General features: G+C 65.8%; 2 protein-coding genes. Both read left to right on the top strand.

Features of this window, described 5'->3' with window-relative positions:
• The first annotated feature begins 19 nt into the window (after window positions 1-19).
• Complete coding sequence (locus HU742_RS10990; protein WP_186642506.1) at window positions 20-13,954, top strand: non-ribosomal peptide synthase/polyketide synthase; 13,935 nt, start codon at window positions 20-22, stop codon at window positions 13,952-13,954.
• A gap of 86 nt (window positions 13,955-14,040) precedes the next feature.
• Window positions 14,041-23,142: a non-ribosomal peptide synthetase gene (locus tag HU742_RS10985; RefSeq protein ID WP_186642505.1), complete on the top strand. Its 9,102-nt coding sequence runs from the start codon at window positions 14,041-14,043 to the stop codon at window positions 23,140-23,142.
• Window positions 23,143-23,172: the final 30 nt, after the last annotated feature.

The following is a 23,172-nucleotide window of genomic DNA, read 5'->3' as shown; positions in this document are numbered from 1 at the left end:
TTTACGCAGGACGCTTTAAATGACCACCGATAAAACCGCCGGTAACCCGATCGAAGACATTTACCCGCTGTCGCCGCTGCAACAAGGGATGTTGTTCCACTCCCTGTTGCACGAAGACTCCGGGGTATACCTGATGCAGGATCGCTACCGCATCGGCGGGGCCATCGATGAAGGGGCGTTCCTCGAATCGTGGCGCCAGGTGGTGGCGCTGCACCCTTCCCTGCGCGCCAGTTTCCAGTGGAAAAGCCAGAAGCAACCGGTGCAGGTGATCCATCGCCAGGTCAAGGTGCCGCTGGACACCCTCGACCTGCGCGGGCTCGCTCCCCATGAGCAGGAAGCGCGGATCCGCACGCTGTTGGAAGACGAGCAGAAAGTCGGCTTCAACCTGTCGAAGCCACCGCTGATTCGCTTCCGGCTGGTGCGCCTGGCCGACGAGTCCTACGAATTCATTCGCAGCTTCCACCACATCCTGATGGACGCCTGGTGTATTTCCCTGGTGACCGTGGACTTCCTCAAAGTCTACGAAGCGCTGTGCAACGACCGCACGCCCGAGCTGAAAAGCCCTCGGCCGTTTCGCGACTACATCCAATGGCTGCAACGCCAGGACGCCGGCAAGGCCGAGCAATTCTGGCGCGGCCAGTTGCAAGGCCTCAATGCGCCCACGCCACTGACCGTGGACAACGGCGTGACGCGCGACCGCTACACCGATGCGGTGCTGGTGGACGACCAGCTGATTCACCTCGACGAACAGGAAACCCAGGCGCTGGCAGCGTTCTGCCGCCGTCGCCGGATCACCCCGAACACGTTTTTCCAAGGCGTGTGGTCGTTGCTGCTGTCGCGCTACAGCGGGCAGCAGGACGTGGTCTTCGGCGTTACCGTGGCCGGGCGTCCGGCCGACCTGACCGGCGTCGCGGAAATGATCGGCCTGTTCATCAACACCCTGCCGCTGCGGGTCTCGGTGGACCCGAACGCCGCGCTCGGCAATTGGCTGGGCGACCTGCAAAAGCTCAACGTCGACATGCGCGACTTCGAGCACACGCCGTTGACCGACATCCAGGGTTGGAGCGATTTCCCCCGGGGCGAGACGCTGTTCGACAGCATCCTGGTGTTCGAAAACGCGCCCATCGACGAGCAGATCCTCGAAGGCGGTTTCCAGTTCAGCCTCGAAGGCATGGACCACAGCGTGCACACCCACTACGGCTTGACCGTGGTGATCCTGCCGGGCGAACAGCTGGGCATCCGCGTGTCCTATGACCGCGAACGCTTCGAAGCCGCCACCGTGCAGCGCCTGCTGGGCCACATCGCCAGTCTGGTGCGCAACATGCTCGCCGCGCCCGACGCGCCATTGGCCAGCTTCGACCTGCTGGCCGCCGACGAACGTCAACAGCTGTTGGGCGAGTGGGCACTCAACCCTCACGACTTCCCGCTGGATCAAAGCTACGCCGAGTTGTTCGCCGCCCAGGTCGCCCAGCGCGGTGATCAGGTCGCCGCGATCTGCGCCGGTGGATCGCTGACCTACGCCGAGCTGGACCTGCGTTCCACGCGCCTGGCCCATGCCCTGCGCGAGGCCGGCGCCGGTGAGGGTCAACTGGTCGCGCTGGTGGCCCCCCGTGGCCTGGCGCTGTTGACCATGATGCTGGCGGTGTTCAAGGCCGGCGCGGCGATGCTGCCTCTGGAGGTCAATCACCCGCCCGAGCGCCTGCGGGAGATCCTCGGGCTTTCCCGCGCGCCGTTGCTGGTCGCAAGCGAAGGTTGCAACGGCCTGCTCGATCAACTGCTCAGCGGCCTCGAGCCGGCGCCCAAGGCGCTGTTCGCCGAGGCCTGCTGGACCGGCGGCAACGACACGCCATTGTCGGTGCTCGCCCGCCCCGACAGCCTGGCCTACGTGCTGTTCACCTCGGGTTCGACCGGCACGCCGAAGGGCGTGATGATCGAACAGCGCGGCATGCTCAACAACATCTTCGGCAAGGTGCCGGCCCTGGGGCTCAGCGCCGCCGACCGGATTCCCCAGACCGCGTCGGTGGCGTTCGACATTTCGGTGTGGCAGTTCCTCGCCGCGCCGGTGCTCGGCGCCACTGTGCATATTCTTCTGGATGACGTCGCCCACGACCCACAACGCCTGTTGCAAGTGCTCGCCAGCGAGCGCCTGAACGTGCTGGAAATCGTCCCGAGCCTGATGCGCACCCTGCTCGCGCTGTGCCCGTGCGACTTGCAGCTGCCGGACCTGCGCTGGGTCCTGCCCACCGGTGAAGCGCTGCCGCCAACCGTGGCCCGGGACTGGTTCGCGCGCTTCCCCGACATCGCCTTGATGAACGCCTACGGGCCGGCCGAATGCGCCGACGACGTAGCCTTCCAGCCGATCGTCGAAGCACCGGGGGCCGAGGTCAGCCACATGCCCATCGGCCAGCCGACCGCCAACAACCGCCTGTATGTGCTCGACGAAGCCCTGCGCCCGGTGCCGGTTGGCGTGGCCGGGGAAATCTGTGTCGGTGGCGTCGGCGTCGGCCGCGGCTACCTGCACGACCCGCAACGCACCGCCGAGGCCTTTATCGACCACCCTCAGCTCGAGGGTCGCCTGTACCGCACCGGTGACCTGGGACGCTGGCGTACAGACGGCGTGATCGAGTACCTCGGCCGCCGCGACCAGCAGGTGAAACTGCGCGGGCACCGGATCGAACTGACGGAAATCGAACACCGCCTCGCCCAGCACCCGAACGTGCGCGAAGCCGCCGTCCTGCTGCGGGAAAACACCGTCGGCGAAGCCTGGTTGGTGGCGTACTGGTCGGCCCATGACGAGACCCAGGGCAGTGACGGCCTGAGCGAACACTTGCGGGCGCAACTGCCGCCATACATGGTGCCGGCGGCCTTTGTCTGCCTGGACAAACTGCCCCTGAACAATAACGGCAAGGTCGACCGCAAGGCCCTCGCTGCGCGCGAGCTGGACTGGCAGGCCGACACCCAGGAAAGCATCGCCCCACGCAACGCGCTGGAAACCACCGTAGCGTCCATCTGGGCCGAAGTCCTCGGGCGTGACACGGTAGGCGTGGAAGACAACTTCTTCACCCTCGGCGGGCACTCGCTGCTGGCGACCCAGATCGTGGCGCGCCTGCGTACCCAGTTCAAGCTCGACCTGCCGCTGCGGGTGTTGTTCGAACAGCCGACCGTGGCCTTGCTGGCCGTGGCCATCGGCGCCCGCCAGGCCGAGGCCGCCGCACCGCAAGCCAACGCCCCCGGCCTGCTCAAGGCCCAGCCACGCCCGACGCTCCTGCCGCTGTCGTTCTCGCAACAGCGCCTGTGGTTCATCGAGCAACTGACGCCCGGCACCACCCTGTTCAATATTCCGTTCGCCCTGCACCTCAAGGGTGAACTCAACATCGAGGCCCTGCATGCCAGCCTCAACGACCTGCTGGTGCGCCACGAAATCCTGCGCACCGGCATCCACAGCACCGACGGCGTGCCGTGCCAGCGCATCAGCCCGGCGCTGGCCATCGCGCTGCCCTTCGAAGACTTGTCGGGCCTGACCGCCACCGCCCGCGAAGGCGCGCAGTTCAATGCCCTGCAAGACACCTTCGAGCAGCCGTTCGACCTGACCAGCCCGCCGCTGCTGCGGGCGCGCTTGCTGCGCCTGGCGCCGGGCGAGCACGTGCTCGGCATTGCCCTGCACCACCTGGTCTCTGACGCCTGGTCGGCCACCATCGCCCTGCGCGAACTGGCCCTGGGTTATGAAGCCCGTTGCAACGGCGCCCCCGCCGAACTGCCGGCCCTGCCGCTGCAATACGCCGACTTCGCCCTGTGGCAGCGCGGACACCTGCAAGGCGCCGAACTCAAGCGCCAACTCGATTACTGGACCACCACCCTCGACCGCCGTGACAGCGACGCCAGCCCGCTGCTGGCCTTGCCCACCGATCATCCACGGCCCTCGGTGCAAAGCTACCGCGCCGGGATCGTACAGCGTGAACTCAGCGCCGACCTCAGCGCCCGGGTGCAAGCCTTCGCCAGTCGCCTCGGCACCACGCCGTTCACCGTCCTGTTCGCCGGTTTCGCCGTGCTGATGCACCGCTTGAGCGGCGACGCCACGGTGCTGCTCGGCACCCCGGTCACCCACCGTGAACAGCCGGGCACCGAAGGCCTGCTGGGCATCCTGTTGAACAACCTGGCGATCCGCGCGGACTTCAAGCCGCAAGCGGACTTCACTGCCCTGGTCAAGCAAGTGGCCGAGCGCCTGCGCAGTGGCCTGCAACATCAGGACCTGCCGTTCGAGCAATTGGTGGACAGCCTGCAACTGCCACGCAGCCTCAGCCATGCGCCGCTGTACCAGGTGATGGTCGCCCAGCAACTGGCCATGGAGTCGCGGTTGCGCTTCCCCGGGCTGGAATTCGAAGCACTGGACACGCCGCTGCGGCACTCCGAATGCGATTTGGACCTGCACGTGCTGTGCCCGGCCAATGCGCCGATCCAGCTGGAGCTGATGTTCGCCCTCGACCTGTTCGTCGCCGACAGCGCCCGCCAAACCCTCGCACGCCTGGAACATCTGCTCGAACACATGCTCGCCGAGCCCCAGCGTCCGGTCGCCGCCTTGCCGCTGCTGATGGAGGCGGAGTGGCAACGCAGCGTGGTCGAGTGGAACCGTACCGAGATGGCGGTGCCGACGCACCTGACCTTCGTCCAGTTGTTCGAACAACAGGCCGAGCGCACCCCTGAGCGAGACGCGCTGTGTTTCGAAGGCCGCAGCCTGAGCTACGGCGAACTGAACCGTCGCGCCAACCAAGTGGCGCATTACCTGCGCAGCCGTGGCGTCGGCGCGAACAGCCCGGTGGCGCTGTGTGTCGAGCGTTCGCTGGAGCTGCTGGTCGGCCTGCTGGGCATTCTCAAGTCCGGTGGCGCCTATGTGCCGCTGGACCCGACCTACCCAGCGGATCGCCTGGCGTACATGCTCGAAGACGCCCGACCGGCACTGTTCCTCGGCCAGCAGGGCCTGCTGGAACAGCTGGGGGCCGGACTGCCACGCCTGCGCCTGGACAGCGACGTAGCGCTGTTCGCCAACCAGCCGGACAGCAACCCGGCCCCACTGGCCGGGCCGCAAGACCTGGCGTACATCATGTACACCTCCGGTTCGACCGGTAAGCCCAAGGGCACTCTGGTGACCAATGGTTCGGTGGTCAACCTGGCCTGGGCGCGCATCCACGGTTTGTATCGTCGCTACACCGACCAGCCGATGCGCACCAGCTTCAACTACTCGTTCGCCTTCGACAGTTCGGTGGCGGAGCTGATCCTGTTGCTCGACGGCCACAGTCTGTACCTGACCCCGGAAGACGTGCGCTACGACCCCGAGGCCCTCGCCGGCTTCTTCCGCGACACCCGCCTGGACGCCTTCGAGTGCACCCCGGCGCAGCTCAAGGCCCTGCTCGAAAGCGACGGCGTTCGCCGGGGCGAGGTGTACCTGCCGCGCTTCGTGCTGTTTGGTGGCGATGCGGTGGACGCACAGCTGTGGCAACGCCTGCCGTCGATTGCCGGCAGCCGCTTCTTCAACACCTACGGCCCGACCGAATGCACCGTGGACGCCACCGGCTGCGCGGTGGATGACTTCCCGCAGCGGCCGATCATTGGCCGGCCCATCGCCAACGTGCGCACTTATGTGCTCGATGCCTTCCTCAACCCGATGCCGGTGGGCGTCCCGGGGGAACTGCACATCGGCGGTGCCGGCGTGACCCTGGGCTACCTCAACCGCGCCGAGCAGACGGCGAAGGTGTTCATCGAAGACCCGTTCTCGTCGCAGCCAGGCGCGCGGATGTACAAGTCCGGCGACCTGGTGCGCTGGTTGCCCGACGGCCAGCTCGAATACCTGGGACGCATGGATCATCAAGTGAAGATCCGTGGCTTCCGCGTCGAACTGGGGGAAATCGAAACCCTGATCGGTGCCCAGCCGGGCGTGCGCCAGGCCGTGGTGTTGGCCCGTGAAGACGTGCCCGGCGACAAGCGCCTGGTGGCCTACGTGACCTGCGACCAGCAGGCAGACATCCACGCCTGGCGCAAAACCATTGGCGCCGCCCTGCCCGACTACATGGTGCCCTCAGCGTTTGTGGTGCTCGATGAACTGCCATTGACCGACAACGGCAAACTCAACCGCAAGGCCTTGCCGGCACCGGATATCCAAGCCGCGCCAGACGCCCTCGACCCGCCGTGCAGCGCCGCCGAACAAAAACTGGCGGCCCTGTGGGCCGAGTTGCTGAACGTGCCGACGACGCAGGTCGGCCGTGACAGCCATTTCTTCTACCTTGGCGGTCACTCGCTGCTGGCGGCGGCGCTGTTCGCCCGCTTGCGCCAACAGTTCGCCAGCGTGCCGCCGTTGCGGGCGGTGTTCGAACACCCGACCCTCGAGGCCTTGGCCGCGCTGCTGGGCGATCCCCTGCAAGCCCCGACGGCGACCTTCGTCCCAGCGGTTCGTCCGGCGCGCCTGCCGCTGTCGTTCGAACAGCAACGCTTGTGGTTCCTCGAACAACTGAGCGCCGGCGGTGGCGAGTACAACGTAGTCAGCGCCGTGCAGCTGGACGGCGCACTCAATGCCCAGGCCCTGCAAACGGCCCTGAACAGCGTGGTCCAACGCCACGAGATCCTGCGCAGCCGCATCGTGCGCGATGGCGACGGCGAATTGCAGTTGGTTATCGACGCGCAGGTCGACATCACCGTGCAGGTGAAGCCCGTGCAGGCCGCCAGTGACGAGCAATGGCAGGCACTGACCGACGCGGTAATTCACGCAGAAACCGGCCGCCGTTTCGACCTCGCCGCCGAAATACCCGTCCGGGCCAAATTGCTGCAACGCAGCGGCGGCAACCAGTCGTTGCTCTTGCTCAGCGTGCACCACTGCGCCATCGATGACGCCTCCAGCCAGAACCTGCTGGAGGAACTGCGACAGTTCTACACCGCCCAGTGCCAAGGCACCCCGGCGACACTGCCGGCACTGGCGCTGCAATACCCCGATTACGCCCTCTGGCAGCGCGAGCCCGGCCAACAGACCGCGTTCAGCAGCCAACTGGACTACTGGCGCAACCAACTGGAGGACGGCGACTACCTGCTGGACCTGCCGACCGAACAGGGCCGCCCGAACCAGCTCGACCCGACGGCCGACGCGGTGCAATTGCAGTTGCCGCCCGCCCTGGTGGAACGCCTGCGGCAGTTCGCCCAGCAACGCGGGGCCACGCTGTACATGCTCATGCTCGCTGCCGCGCAATTGCTCCTGGGTCGCTACGCCAACCAACGCGACGTGCGGGTCGGCAGCCCGGTGGCCCAGCGTCCATTCGCCGAGCTGCAACCGCTGATCGGCTGCTTCGTCAACACCGTGGTCATGCGTGCCGACCTGGATCCGGCGCTGGACTTCGAAGGCCTGCTCGACCAAGTGCGCAACCGTGTGCTGGATGCCCAGCAGCATCAGGACGTGCCGTTCGACCAGGTCGTCGAGCACCTGAAGCCGTCGCGCAGCCTCGGCCAGACGCCGTTGTTCCAAGTGCTGTTCGCCATGCAAAACGCCGACTCGTCGAGCCAGCCATGGCCGCAGTTGCAGGTCAGGGAACGCGCCGTGACCGCCCAGGCCACCAAGTACGACCTGAACTGGGAAGTGTATGACGGCGAGGTGCTGTCGGTGTTGCTGGAATACCGCGCCGCGCTGTTCAGCGACACCACCGCCCGACGTTGGCTGGAGCAGTGGCAACAACTGCTGGAAACCATGCTCGACGCACCACAAACCCGCCTCGGCGATTGGACGCCGTTGCCAGCAGCGGAGCGTCAGCGCCAACTGATCGAGTGGAACGCCACCGAACGTCACTACGGCGGCCCGACCAACCTGCACACCGCCCTGAGCCAACAAGCAGCCCTGAGCCCCAACGCCCCGGCATTGGTGTTCGAAGGCCAGCGGCTGAGCTATGCCGAGCTGGACCAGCGGGCACAAACTGTCGCCCGGGCCCTGCGCGCCGCCGGCGTGGGCAGCGACAGCATCGTCCCGGTGTGCATGGAACGCTCGGTGGACATGGTCGTGGCCTTGCTCGGCATCGTCCATGCCGGTGCCGCGTGGCTGCCGCTGGATCCGGAACTGCCGGCCACGCGCCTGGCCTTTCTGATCGAAGACGCCGATGCCAGGGTCACCTTGACCCAAGCCCAGTGGCTGTCGCGACTGCCAGCCGGGCATGACGCCTGGACGCTGAACGCGTTGCCAAACGCTGAAGTTGGCGAGCCGATCAGCGTCGAGGCGCACGACCTCGCCTACGTGCTCTACACCTCCGGTTCCACCGGCCAACCCAAAGGTGTGATGAACGAACACGGCGCCTTGATGAACCGTCTGCATTGGATGCAGGACGCCTTCCCGATTGGCCCGAACGACCGTGTCCTGCAAAAGACGCCGTACAGCTTCGACGTGTCGGTGTGGGAGTTCTTCTGGCCGCTGATCACCGGTGCAACCCTGGTGGTTGCCCGTCCGGACGGTCATCGCGACCCGGCCTACCTCAGCCAGTTGATCCAGCAGGAACGGGTCACGACACTGCATTTTGTACCATCGATGCTGCGTGCGTTTGTCGAGGAACCGAGCCTGGCCGACTGCCACAGCCTGCGCCAGGTGTTCGCCAGCGGCGAAGCCTTGCCGGTGGACCTGGTCCGGCGCTTCATGGGCCAACACCCGGCGGCGCTGATCAACCTGTACGGCCCGACCGAAGCGGCCATCGACGTCTCGGTCTGGCGCTGCTCGGCGGACGACGCCATCGTGCCGATCGGCAAGCCCATCGCCAACCTGCGCTTGTACATCCTCGACGAAGCCATGCAACCGTTGCCGATTGGCAGCATCGGCGAGCTGTACATCGGCGGCATCGGCTTGGCCCGTGGTTACTTGAAACGCCCGGACCTGACCGAGGAACGTTTCCTCGCCAGCCCGTTCGTGGCCGGTGATCGCCTGTACCGCACCGGCGACCGTTGCCGCTTCCTGGCCGATGGCAACATCGAGTACCTGGGGCGTCTCGACCATCAGGTGAAGCTGCGCGGCCAGCGCATCGAGCTGGGGGAAATCGACTCGGTGCTGCTGGCCCAGGCCGGTGTTCGCGACGCCGCCACCTTGTTGCTGGACCAGCGCCTGGTGAGTTTCTGGTGCGGTGATGCCGATGAGGCGACCCTGCGTGCCGACCTCACCGACAGCCTGCCGGCGCACATGCAACCCAGCCTCTTCGTGCCGCTCGATCACCTGCCGCTCAACAGCAACGGCAAGCTCGACCGCAAGGCCCTGGCCGCCACGCCGCTGCCACAGAGCCAAAGCGACCAGCCACGCATCGCGCCACGCAATGCCACTGAAACCGTGCTCTGCGAACTGTTCGGCGAAGTGCTGGGTTGTTCAGATGTCGGCATCGAGGACCACTTCTTCCAACTCGGCGGCCACTCCTTGCTGGCCACGCGCCTGGTCAGCCAGGTTCGTGAGCGCCTCGGGGTTTCCCTGCCCTTGCCGCTGGTGTTCGCCCAACCGACGGTCGCGGCCCTGGCCGAGCACCTGCGTGCGGCCCTGCCCGGTGAGTCGATCACCGCGCAACCGCGCCCGGCGCAGTTACCCCTGGGTCTGGCTCAGCGCCGGTTCTGGATGCTCAGCCGCCTGGTGCCGGAGTCCCGCGAGTACCACATGCCGTTCGCCCTGGCCTTGCGCGGCGAGCTGCAAGTCGAGGTCTTGCGCGAAGCCTTCGAGCAGGTCAGCCAGCGTCACCTGGTGCTACGCAGCCGGATCGTCGAGGTCGACGGCGAGCCGCAATTGCTGATTGACGATCATGGACCGGCGCTCACGGTCACTGGCGTCGCCACCCAGGATTGGGCCGCGACCTGCGCCAGCGCCCAAGACGAACTGATGGCCCCGTTCGACCTGGCCGCCGCCGCGCCTTGGCGTGCGCACCTGTTGCAACGCCAGGGCAGCGACGAACACCGGTTGCTGGTGTGCCTGCACCACAGCGCCACCGACGGTTGGGCCATGCAGTTGCTCATCGACGAGCTGACCCAGGCCTACGCCGCCGGCCTGAAGGGGCAGTCGCCCACCTGGACGCCGTTGGAGATCGACTATGTCGACTTCGCCCTGTGGCAGCAGCACCCGGACACCCAGGCCCAGCGCAGTGCCAGCCTGGACTACTGGAAAAACCACCTGGGCCAGGACGACTACCAGCTCGACCTGCCCATCGACCATCCACGTGGCGCCGAAGCCGACCGTCGCGCCCGGCAACTGAGCGTGCGCCTCGGCCACCCGCGCGCCGAAGCCATCCGCCAGTTCGCCCGTCAGCGCGGCACCACCCCCTATGTGGTGCTGGCCACGGCCCTGAGCGCACTGCTGGCCCGCTACAGCGGCCAGCGGGAGATTCGCCTCGGCACCCCGGCGGACCAACGTGAGCACGCACAAACCCAGACGTTGCTGGCCTGCCTGGTCAACACCCTGGTGATCCGCAGCGACGTCGATCAACGGGCCCCGGCCGAGCAACTGCTCGCCAGCCTCGAGGCCGACCTGCGCGCCGCCCAGGCCCACGCCGACCTGCCGTTCGCCACCCTGGTCGGTGCCGTCGCGCAGAACCGCGACTTGAACCGTACACCGCTGTTCCAGGTGCTGTTCTCCCTCAACTATGGCCGCGTCGACAGCAGCCAATGGCCGGGACTGAACGTCGAAGAGCAGATGCTGCCGGTGATCGACGCCAAATTCGAACAGAGCTGGGAAGTCCAGGACGACGGCAGCGACATGACGCTGGCGCTGGAATACCAATCGGCCTTGTTCGACGAAACGACCATGCAACGCTGGAGCGCGCAGTGGTGCGCATTGCTCGACGCCCTGGTGACCAGCCCTGGGCGCACCTTGATCGAACTGTTCCCGCAACAGCAGGATCAGCAGCAACTCGACCGCTGGAACGCCACTGAACGTCACTACAGCGGCCCGACCAACCTGCACACCGCCCTCAGCCAACAAGCGACCCTGAGCCCCAACGCTCCGGCATTGGTGTTCGAAGGCCAGCGGCTGAGCTATGCCGAGCTGGATCAGCGGGCACAAACTGTCGCCCGGGCCCTGCGCGCCGCCGGCGTGGGCAGCGACAGCATCGTGCCGGTGTGCATGGAACGCTCGGTGGACATGGTCGTGGCCTTGCTTGGCATCGTCCATGCCGGTGCCGCGTGGCTGCCGCTGGATCCGGAATTGCCGGCCGCACGCCTGGCCTTCCTGATCGAAGACGCCGATGCCAAGGTCACCTTGACCCAAACCCAGTGGCTGTCGCGACTGCCAGCCGGGCATGACGCCTGGACGCTGGACGCGTTGCCAAACGCTGAAGTTGGCGAGCCGATCAGCGTCGAGGCCCACGACCTCGCCTACGTGCTTTACACCTCCGGTTCCACCGGCCAACCCAAAGGCGTGATGAACGAACACGGCGCCTTGATGAACCGCCTGCACTGGATGCAGGACGCTTTCCCGATTGGCCCGAACGACCGCGTCTTGCAGAAAACCCCATACAGCTTCGACGTCTCGGTGTGGGAGTTCTTCTGGCCGCTGATCACCGGCGCGACCCTGGTGGTCGCCCGTCCGGACGGTCATCGCGACCCGGCCTATCTCAGCCAGTTGATCCAGCAGGAACGGGTCACGACGCTGCACTTCGTCCCTTCCATGCTCCGTGCCTTTGTCGAGGAACCGAGCCTGACCGACTGCCACAGCCTGCGCCAGGTCTTCGCCAGTGGCGAAGCCTTGCCGGTGGACCTGGTGCGGCGTTTCATGGGCCAACACCCGGCGGCGCTGGTCAACCTGTACGGCCCGACCGAAGCGGCCATCGACGTCTCGGTCTGGCGCTGCTCGGCGGACGACGCCATCGTGCCGATCGGCAAGCCCATCGCCAACCTGCGCTTGTACATCCTCGATGAAGCCATGCAGCCGTTGCCGATTGGCAGCATCGGCGAGCTGTACATCGGCGGCGTCGGCGTGGCCCGCGGTTATCTGAAACGCCCGGACCTGACCGAAGAACGCTTCCTCGCCAGCCCGTTCGCGGCCGGTGATCGCCTGTACCGCACCGGCGACCGCTGCCGCTTCCTGGCCGATGGCAACATCGAGTACCTGGGGCGTCTCGACCATCAGGTGAAGCTGCGCGGCCAGCGCATCGAGCTGGGGGAAATCGACTCGGCACTGCTGAGCTTGCCGGTCATCACTGGCGCCTGCACCCTGGTCATCGACAACCGCCTGGTGGCGTTCTATAGCAGTAGCACCGCGCAATCGGACCTCGACACCCAACTGGCGGCCGAGCTGCCGGCCTACATGGTGCCGGCGGTATGGGTGCAGATCCCGGCCCTGCCCCTGAGCACCAATGGCAAGATCGACCGCAAGGCTCTGGCCGCACTGCCTTTGCCAGATACCCAGAAAGACTACGCGGCACCGCGCAACGACCTGGAACGCCTGCTCTGCCAGCTGTTCGGCGAAATGCTCGGGGAAAGCTTGACCGGCGGCCGTGAAGTCGGCACCTCGGACAGTTTCTTCGCCCTGGGCGGTGACTCGATCCTCGGCCTGAAACTGATCTCACGCTTGCGTGAACAGGGTTATTCGCTCACGCCACGGGACCTGTTCCGCTCGCCGACCCCGGCGGCCCTGGCCCATGTGACCACGGCCCTGCTGACCCAGGCCGACCAAGGCGACGTGACCGGGCCGATGCCGCTGATGCCGTTGCACCAGTGGTTCTTCGACCAGCAGCAGGTCCAAGCCGCGCATTGGAACCAATCGGTGCTGGCCGACAGCGACCGTCGCCTGGAACCGGCCATCGTCCAAGCCACGTTGGACCGGCTGGTGGCCCACCACGACGCCCTGCGCCTGCGTTTCACCGACGTCGACGGCCAATGGCAGGCGCACATCGCGCCAGTGGCACCGGCCCAACTGACCTGCTGCGAGCACCCGGAACAACTGCTGGAAGTCGCGCAAAGCCTGGACCTGCAACACGGCCCGCTGTTCGCCGCGGCCCTGTTGGACGGCACGCCGCAACGCCTGTACCTGGTGGCCCATCACCTGGTGGTCGATGCGGTGTCGTGGACGCCGCTGCTGGAAGACTTCCAACAGTTGTACCCCGCCCTGGAGCGTGGCGAGCAGCCAACGTTGCCGGCGAAAACCACCTCGTATCGTCAATGGGCCGAGCACCTGCAAGCCCATGCCGCGAAAGCTGCCGCCGAGCAGCGCTACTGGAGTGCCCAGAGCTCTGCGAACCGGCCGCCCATGGCCACGGTTGCCGAACGCCAGACCCTGTCGGCGCGCTGGGATGCCCGCCGCACGCACCAATGGTTGACCGAGTCCCACGCCGCTTACCGCACGCAACCGGAAGAACTGCTAATCGCCGCCCTCGCCGCGACCCTGGCTGAGGTTGAACAGCGCAGTGACATAGTCGTGGACCTGGAACGCCACGGGCGTGACGCACCGTTTGCCGGGCTGGACGTCGGCCGCACCGTCGGCTGGTTCACCACTCTTTACCCACTGCGCGTGAGTGCCAGCGGCGCCGCCGGCGACCAGGTGCGCAACGCCAAGCAAGCCTTGCGTGACGTACCTGGCCAGGGCCTGGGCTACGGCTTGCTGCGCCAGCGCGGCGAGTTGCCGGCCAGCCACGGCGATGTGCTGTTCAACTACCTGGGGCATGAGCAAACGCCAGCGGGCTGGTTGCGCGCCAGCAGCCTGGTCCCGCCAGCGGACGTGGCCCCGGTGAACCGAGTGACCCATGCCCGGGAAGTGGTGGCCTGGCTGGAGGACGGCGTGTTGCGTGTCGAATGGCACAGCATCACGCCGCAAGCCGACAGCCGTTTGCCTGCTCGCCTGCTGGAACGTTTGCAGGCGCTGGTCGAACACTGCCTCGACCCGCAGGCCGGTTCGCTGATGCCGGCGGACTTCCCACTGGCAAAAGGCATGAACCAGGCGACCCTCGACACCTTGCTCAAACGCCTGGGGCCGAAGAAGTGAGCCCCGGCACGACCTGTATTTGACTTCGAAGTGCGCCGTTAGCGGCGCACGTGTCTCCCCGTTTTTCTGGATCGAACACTGCCGCCATGCATGATCAAATCGAAAACATCTATTCGCTGACCCCGCTGCAAAAAGGCCTGCTGTACCACGAGGCCTATGCGCCCGAGTCCCGGGTTTATTACCAGCAGATGAGCATCGGCCTGGCCGGTGAACTCGACCTCGATGCGTTCCGCCAGGCCTGGCTGGCCCTGATGCAACGCCACGCGGTGTTGCGCACGGCGTTTCTCTGGGAAGAGCTGGACGACGCCTATCAGGTCATTCTCAAGGAAGTCGACTTGCCCCTTCGTGAAGTCGATTTACGCGGTAACGCGCAAGGCGTCGCAGCCCTCGCGGCCGAAGACCGCGCTCAGGCCTTCGAACTGGGCAGCGCCCCGTTGATGCGCCTGACCCTGGCGCGACTGGACGATGTGAACGGACAGGCACAATGGTCGCTGGTCTGGACACACCACCACTTATTGCTCGACGGTTGGAGTGTCGGCTCACTGCTGGCGGACTGGCGTGATCTGTATCGCGCGGCACGGCGCGGTCAACACGCGGCGCTGGAAGCGGTGCGACCGTTCCAGGATTACGTGGCCTACCTCAGCGAGCGCCCAGCGGCCGATGAGTTCTGGCGCAGCCGCCTTGCGGACTTCGCCAACACCACGCGCGTGCCCGAGTCGGACCCCCGTGGCCTGCTCGCCGATCCGGTAGACGCGCACCTGCCTTGCACCGAGCATTCGCTGAGGCTGGACGCCGCAACGACCGCTCGCCTGGCCGGCTTCGCCCGGAACCACAACCTGACCGTCAACACCTTGCTGCAAGCGGCTTACGCTTACCTGCTGGGCCGCCACAATGGCACCGACGAAAGCCTGATCGGCGTCACCGTGGCCGGACGCCCCCAGCGTCTGAGCGGCGTCGAGCGCATGGTCGGTCTGTTCATCAACACCTTGCCGTTGCGCGTTCGTTGGGACGATGCACCGACCGTTGGCCAATGGCTGGCGGGCATCCAGGACTGGAATGCCGAGATGCGCGAGCACGAGCACACGCCGCTGGCCAGTCTGCGGGCACTGACGGCCCTGCCGCCCGGTGGCGAGTTGTTCGAAGCGATCCTGGTATTCGAAAACTTCCCGTTTCCCCAGGAACTGGATCAGATCGACGACGGCCTGTTCGGACTACCGGACGCCGAACACGCCGCGCCATTGCGCCACACCGGCGGGCGCAACAACTACCCCATGTCGCTGATCGCGTCGATGGAAAGCGACTGCTTGCAACTGCATCTGGTGCATCAACGCAAACGCTTGTCCGATGCGGCAGGCGCGCGCTTGCTGCAGCAATTGGCCGCGCTGGTCGAGGAGCTGAGCCGTGACGCCAATCGACTACTGGCCGACGTGCCGCTGTGCCCGGCGCAGGAACTGGAACTGACCGGCCACTGGGGCAACGGTGCGCCCCTCCCGTTGCCTGTAGCGCCGCTGCACGAACTGATCGCCGCCCAGGCGCGCCGCCATCCCGCGCGAGAAGCTGTGCGCGACGCCAACGGTGTCTTGAGCTACGGCGAACTGCTTGAAGCATCGACCGGACTGGCCAAGGCTTTGCGCCAGCGTGGCCTGCAACAGGGTGATCGAGTCGCGCTGGCCTTGCCCCGCAGCAACGACGCGGTCATCTCGCTGTTGGCGGTGATGCAGGCCGGTGGCTGCTTCCTGCCGCTCGACCTGAGTCAACCCGCCTCGCGCCTGAGTGCGCTGATCGCCAGTGCCGACGTCGATTTCATCATTGGCACACCGACCTTCGAAAGCGCCTCCGCGCAAGTGATCGAGGCCTCGGCCCGCGCCACCGACATCGACCTGCCTGCGCTGGATCAACTGGCCTGCGCCTATGTGATCTACACCTCCGGCTCCACCGGTACGCCGAAAGGTGTGCGCCTGTCTCATCGGGCGATCGTCGCCTATATCACCGGCATTCTGACCGAGCTGGGTTGCGCCGAGGCCGAACAACCCTGGCGCCATGCGCTGCTCTCGACCCTGGCGGCAGACCTCGGCTACACCCAGCTGTTCGGCGCGCTGGTCAGCGGTGGCAGCCTGCTGCTGGTGGACGACGACACGCGCGCTGATCCGAACGCCCTGGCCCAGTGTTTTGCCGAATTCAGCCCGGACCTGATCAAGCTCACCCCCAACCACTTGCACGGTTTACTCGCCGCTCACCCCGACGCCAATCTGCTCCCGCGCCGTGCCTTGTTGCTAGGCGGCGAAGCGCTGCAAGGCACCTTGCTGGAGACTGTCCGCGCGCTGTGTCCGCAGCTCGCTGTCTATAACCACTACGGTCCGACCGAAAGCGCCGTGGGCATTTGCCTGTCGCGCATCGATCAACCACTGGCCGGTGTGCAACCGCTGGGCCACCCGCAACCGAATCGGCAACTGCGGGTACTCGACAACCAGGGCCACGCCGTGCCCGTCGGTGTGCCGGGCGAGTTGTGGGTGGGCGGTGAAGGCCTGGCCATCGATTACCTTGGCGATCCGGCACAAACCGCTGCGCGTTTCACCGCCGTCGCCGACCTGTCCCGGGCCTACCGCACCGGCGACCGTGTGCGCTGGCTGGAATCCGGCGAATTGGCGTTCCTCGGGCGCCTCGACAACCAAGTCAAACTGCGCGGCTATCGCATGGAGTTGGGTGAAATCGAAGCGCAGATCAAACACCTGTCCAGCAACATCCAGCAAGTGCTGGTGCGCGTGGTGCAACCGGCCAACGAGACGCCACGCCTGATCGCCTGGTTAGTCGCCAGCACCTCGCTGTCCACCGACAAGTTGCGCCACGACCTGGCCCTGCGCGTGCCGGACTATATGGTGCCGGCAGATTTCATCGCGCTGGATGAAATCCCGCTGAACGCCAACGGCAAACCGGACATCGCCCGCCTGCCTTTGCCCGATGCACCAGCCAGCCAGGACACCTACGAAGCCCCGCGGGATGCGGTGGAAAGCGCCTTTGTCGAGATTTGGCAGGATGTGCTGCGGGTGGAACGCGTCGGCATTCGCGACAATTTCTTTGCCCTGGGCGGTGATTCGATTCTCAACTTGCAGATCATCGCCCGAGCCCATCAACGCGGCATGAAGCTGACGCCCAAGCAGTTGTTCGACAACCGTACCATTGCCGAGATCTCCGCGGTGATCAGCCAAGGCGCGAACTACAGCCGCGATGCCGGCAGCGAGGCGCACAATGTACCGCTGACTGCGGGCCAGCATGCCCGCCTCGAAGCCGGCCCGTTGACGGCAGACTGGCGTTGCGTGGCGCTGCATGGGCCGATCAGCGTCGAGGTATTGAGCCGCGCCGTGTTGGCCCTGCAACAGCGGCACCGGGCGCTGCAATTGGGTCTGGCCCCACAGGCTGACGGCACCTGGGTGCAAACCCTGCCGGCCGCGCCTAAACCGGCCAGCGTCAGTCGCCAACCGCTGGACACTGACGACGTCAATGCACTGGCCGAGCTGGCTGAAACCACCCTGGCCAGGCTGGACCACCCCGCAGGCGAAGGCTGGCATGCCTGCCTTGGCGAGCAGGGCGACGCTGTGTTGTTGGTGGCGCATGCCTTGCGCCTGGACGCCAGTTCATGGGCGTTACTGATGACCGACCTGGCGCTGGCGGTGGCTCAAGCACAGCACGGTCGTGCGATCGAGTTGCCGCATCACGGCGGCAATCTGGATGAATGGGCTGAACATCAGAATACCCGCGCCAAGGACGAGGACGGACTGGAACCCGCGTGGGAATACTGGCTGCAATACGCCGGCGAAACCCTGCCGCCCACCCCGCAACATGAAGGTCCGGCCAGCGAAAGCCGCGTGCAGATTTCGCCGTCCCTCAGCGCACGTCTGAACCTGCTCAAACGCCGTAGCCACGCGCCTTGGGCCTCGCTGGTGGCCACCGCCGTCGCAGCGGAACTGGCACAGCAAAGCGCCAATCAAGACGTCTGGCTCAGCCTGGATCGTGGTCGCTGCGAGCGCGATCGCCTACCGCTCACCAGCGCTTTGAGCCGAACCGACTTCGACCCGGCCACCGTCATCGGCGCGCTGAGCCATGCCGTTCCCCTGCGTGTGACCCTGGCACCGACTGCCAGCGCCGCACAGATGCTGGCGCAGGTTGACGCGCAATTGGCCGCTGCCCCGAACACCGGTGACGACTATGGCGTGTTGCGTTATCTGGCGGACAACGACTACTTGCGCGACCCGCTGCTGAGCCTGCCCCGGCCGACCGTGCATATCGCCATGGCCGGCGAATGGCAAACTCATGAAGGGCCGCTGGGCGACGTCGTTGCCAGCAGCACGCCGATCGATGCATCCGGACTGACCTTATCCGTCAGCTTGCAACGCGGTCAGCTGAAAATCGATTGCCGTGGCCCAGGCGCCGAACAGTGGGCCCAGGTGCTGGAACAACGTCTGGCCCTGTTGGCCGCCGAAGCCGAGCACGCCATCCCCGGCGCCCATGCGTTCCCGTTGTGCCGCGCCGCCGGGCACGACCTCACTGCCTTGGGCGCAAACTTCGACTGGGCCGGCGTCGACGACTTGCTACCCCTGTCGCCGATGCAGGAAGGCATGTTGCTGCACACCCTGCTGCGCCCCAACAGCGGCATCTACCTGATGCAGCAACGTTATCGCTGGGACGGCGAACTGGACCGCAGTGCCATCGAATATGCCTGGGCACAACAGTTGGCCAGGCATCCAATGCTGCGTACCGGTTTCTGGTGGCAGGACGGCAAGGCGGCGCTGCAATGCGTCTACCACGACACCGATCCGGCCTTCGCCTGGTACGACTGGCGGCACCTCGACGAGGCGAGCCGCCAGCGTCAACTCGACGCTGTGCTGGACGCTGAATGCCGTCAGGGTTTCGACATGCGCCGGCCACCCTTGACCTTCCTGCGGGTGTTCCAGGTGGCCGACCGGGAATTCCTGATCGTACGCAGCTTCCACCACATCCTGACCGACGCCTGGTGCTTCGGCCTGTTGATGGCCGACCTCTTCGCCCACTACCAGGCGCGCGTGCTCGGCCAGCCGGTGGCGCGTCCGTTGCTGCCGTCGTTCAGTAACTACGTTCATTGGCTGCAATGCCAGGACACGTCCATCACCGAGCAATTCTGGACCCGCGAACTGGCCGGCTTCAGCGCGCCGACACCGCTGGTGGTGGATCGCCCGGCCGAGGCCGAGCAAGCGGTCGAGACCGTGGCCAACCTCGACGTCACCCTGTCGATTGCCGACACCCGAGCATTGACCGCGTTGTGCCAACAGCACCAACTCACGCCCAACACCTGGATTCAAGGTGCGTGGGCCCTGCTCTTGTCGCGCTACAGTGGCAGCGACGACGTGCTGTTCGGCGTCACGGTGTCAGGCCGTCCAACCGACCTGCCCGGCGTGGAAGACATCGTCGGCCTGTTCATCAACAGCCTGCCGTTGCGGGTCAAGGTTGACGATGAACAAATCGTGGTGCCGTGGCTGCAAGCGCTGTTCGCACACAACGTCGAGTTGCGTGCCTACGAACACGCACCGCTGCTGGATATCCAGCGCTGGAGTGAAATCGAGCATGGTCGTTCGCTGTTCGACAGCCTGGTGGTGTTCGAAAACGCGCCGTTCGACGCGGGCCTGTCGGATCGTCAAATCGACTTCAACATCGACATCTATGAAGACCGGGTACACACCAACTATCCGATGACGGTGGTGCTTTATCCTGGCGATCGCCTGGGCATTCGGCTGACCTACGACGCCGCACGTTTCGACACGGTGACGGTGCAGCGCATGCTCGGCCACTTGCGCCAGCTGTTGACTCAAATGGTTGCCCGACCGGATGCACCGCTGGCCGCGCTGTCGTTGCTCACGCCGGAGGAACGCCAGACCCTGCTGGTGGACTGGAACCGCAGCGAGCTGGACTTCCCACTGGATCAAACCTACGCCCAGCTGTTCGCCCGTCAGGTGGCAGCGCATCCACAGCGCATCGCTGCGGTGTGTGGCGCCGACAGCCTGAGCTACGCCGAGCTGGATCAGCGTTCCAACCGCCTGGCCCGTGCACTGGTGGAAACCGGTGCCGGTCGTGACACCCTGGTGGCCCTGGCCAGCGAACGTGGCCTGGCGCTGCTGAGCATGATGATCGCCGTGCTCAAGGCCGGTGCCGCCTACTTGCCGCTGGACATCAAGCATCCGCCACAACGCCTGAGTGAAATTCTCGAACTGTCCGAGGCGACGCTCCTGTTGACCAGCGACAGCGCCGATTCGGTCATCGACCCGGCACTGGCCGCGTGTACCGCGACACCACGACGCCTGCGCACCGAAGCGCTCTGGCTGAGCGGCGATGCGACGCCATTGCCAGTGGCGGGCAGCCCTGACGACCTGGCCTATGTGATCTTCACCTCGGGTTCCACCGGCACACCCAAAGGCGCAATGATCGAACAGCGCGGCATGCTCAACAACATCTTCGGCAAGGTGCCGACGCTGGGCCTGTCGAGCGCCGACCGAATTGCCCAGACCGCCTCCCCGGCGTTCGACATTTCGGTCTGGCAGTTCCTCGCCGCACCGGTTCTCGGCGCCACCGTGCACATCCTGCCGGACGAGATTGCCCATGATCCCGAGCGCCTGCTGGGGGCCTTGGAAACCCAACAACTGTCGGTGCTTGAAGCCGTGCCGACGATGATCCGCGCCCTGCTCGACCTCGCGGGCGCCGACACCCGACTGTCGGCACTGCGCTGGTTGCTGCCCACCGGCGAAGCCCTGCCTCCGGCCCTGGCCCAAGCCTGGCTGGGCCGCTTTGCCCATGTACCGTTGATGAACGCCTATGGTCCGGCGGAATGCTCGGACGATGTGGCGTTCCACCCGCTGACCCGTGTGTCGGAGGAAGGCGGCAATGCCATGCCGATCGGCCGGCCGACCGCCAACAACCATCTGTACCTGGTTGACGCGCAACTGCGGCCGGTGCCGGTGGGTGTGCCGGGGGAAATCTGCGTGGGTGGCGTGGGGGTCGGTCGCGGCTACCTCAACGATCCGGAGAAAACCCGGGCCGCGTTCGTCGCGCACCCGTTCGAACCCGAGGCCCGTTTCTACCGCACGGGTGACCTGGGCCGCTGGCGTGCAGATGGAGTGATCGAGTTCCTCGGTCGCCGCGATCAGCAGGTGAAGATCCGTGGCCACCGTATCGAACTGGGGGAAATCGAAGATCACCTGGGTCGTCATCCCGCCGTGCAAGCCGTGGCCGTGATCGTCAACGCCGACCAGCGCGGCGATCTGCAACTGGTCGCGTACTGGACGGGCGACGACACGCCGGTGGCGGTACTGCGCGAATGGTTGGCCCAACGCCTGCCGTCGTACATGGTGCCGGCCCATTGGCAACAGCTGGAGGCATTGCCGTTGAATGCCAACGGCAAAGTCGACCGCAAAGGCTTGACGTCGCGAACGCTGGACAACGACCTGATCGAACAACGACCGTTGAGCAGCGACACCGAGCGGCAACTGGGCGCCATCTGGGCGCAGATTCTATGCGTGCCAGCGATCGGGGCTGACGACAATTTCTTTGCCCTTGGCGGACATTCGTTGCTGGCGACCTTGGTGGTTTCGCGGATTCGCGGCCAGCTCGCGGTGGACCTGCCGCTGCGTGCAGTCTTCGATCATCCGGTATTGGCGAACCTGGCCCGCGCCATCGACAGCGCCCGCCTGCAAACAGCACCTCTGGCCCTGCCGGCCATCACTCCGGCAGATCGCTCGCAAGCCCTGCCGCTGTCGTTTGCCCAACAGCGTTTGTGGTTCCTCGAACAACTGAATCCTGGCTCCAGCGGCTTCAACATTCCGTTCGCCCTGACGTTGACCGGAGCGCTGGACGTCGAAGCCCTGCGCCTGGCTTTCGAGCAGTTAGTTGCCCGTCATGAAGTGCTGCGCAGCACCGTACACAGCGACCATGGCGAGCCTTGGCAGCGGATCGAAGCGGCGCAGGCCTTCGCGCTGCCAATCACCGATCTGCAACAGGTTCCGGCGCAGGAACAGGAGTCGGCCATTCAGGCGCAATTGTCCGAGGTCTTCGGCCAGCCGTTCGACCTGACCCAAGCGCCACTGATTCGCGCACGGCTATTGCAGCTAGACCCACAGACCCATGTGCTGGCCATCGCCTTGCACCACATTGCCGTGGATGCCTGGTCCATCGCCCAACTGGTCGATCAACTGGCCAGCGATTACGCCGGTTTTGGCAACCCCGCGACCCGCATCGCCCCCGCGCCCCTGCAGTACGCCGACTTCGCCGTGTGGCAGCGCAAGCATCTGCCGGGCCCGGTCTGGCAGCAACAACTGGCCTATTGGCGCCAACAGCTGCAAGCCAGTCCGGCACCGTTGCTGTTGCCAGGCGCCCAGACCCGCGATCACGGCGGGTGCGCCCGCCATCGCAGCCGCCTGCCGGCGTCGTTGGCCCGGGCTATCAGCGACTTGGCGACAGCTCGCGAGGCCTCGCCGTTCATGGTGCTGCACAGCGCGCTGAACGTCGTGCTGCATCAGCAGACCGGACGTGAAGACCTGTTGGTCGGTACCGATATCGCCAACCGCCATCAGCAACAGACCGAAGATATGGTCGGATTCTTCGTCAATCAGTTGGTGCTGCGTTGCCGCGTCACCCCACAGCAGACATTTGGACAACTGCTGGGCGATGCCCGACGCGTGGCGCTGGATGCGTTTGCCCATCAGGACTTGCCGTTCGATGCGCTGGTGGCTGACCTGCTGCCACAGCGGGACGCGCGGTACACGCCGTTCTTCCAGGTCAAACTGGTGGTGCAGAACACCCGTCAGCAGGACCTGCATTTGCCGGGGCTGGCGATCAGCGAACGGGAACTGGAGCCGCAGGCCTCGGACGTGGACCTGCTGATCAACGTCGTCGATGACGGTGCGGGACTGCTGGTGGTGTACGACTACGACACCGGCCGTTATACCCGCGACTACATCGAACTGTTCGACTGCCTGTTCGTTTGCCTGCTGGAGCAACTCAGCCTGAGCGCCGACACCCATGTCGCCCAGTTGCTGGAGCCACTCAATCAGCTGCAACAGACCCGTCGTGAACAGGCCCAGGCCGCACTGCGCGAAGCCGGCAGCGCACGTCAGAGTGCCCTGGGCCAGGCCCGTCGTCGCACTGTCGTGAAGGATGCCGAACAATGATCGCCCCCGAGCTCATTTCCAACCTTTTTG

The organism is Pseudomonas marvdashtae (assembly GCF_014268655.2).
Lineage (GTDB): Bacteria > Pseudomonadota > Gammaproteobacteria > Pseudomonadales > Pseudomonadaceae > Aquipseudomonas > Aquipseudomonas marvdashtae.
Note: the sequence above shows the minus strand (reverse complement) of the source record. Positions and strands in the feature narration are given on the sequence as shown.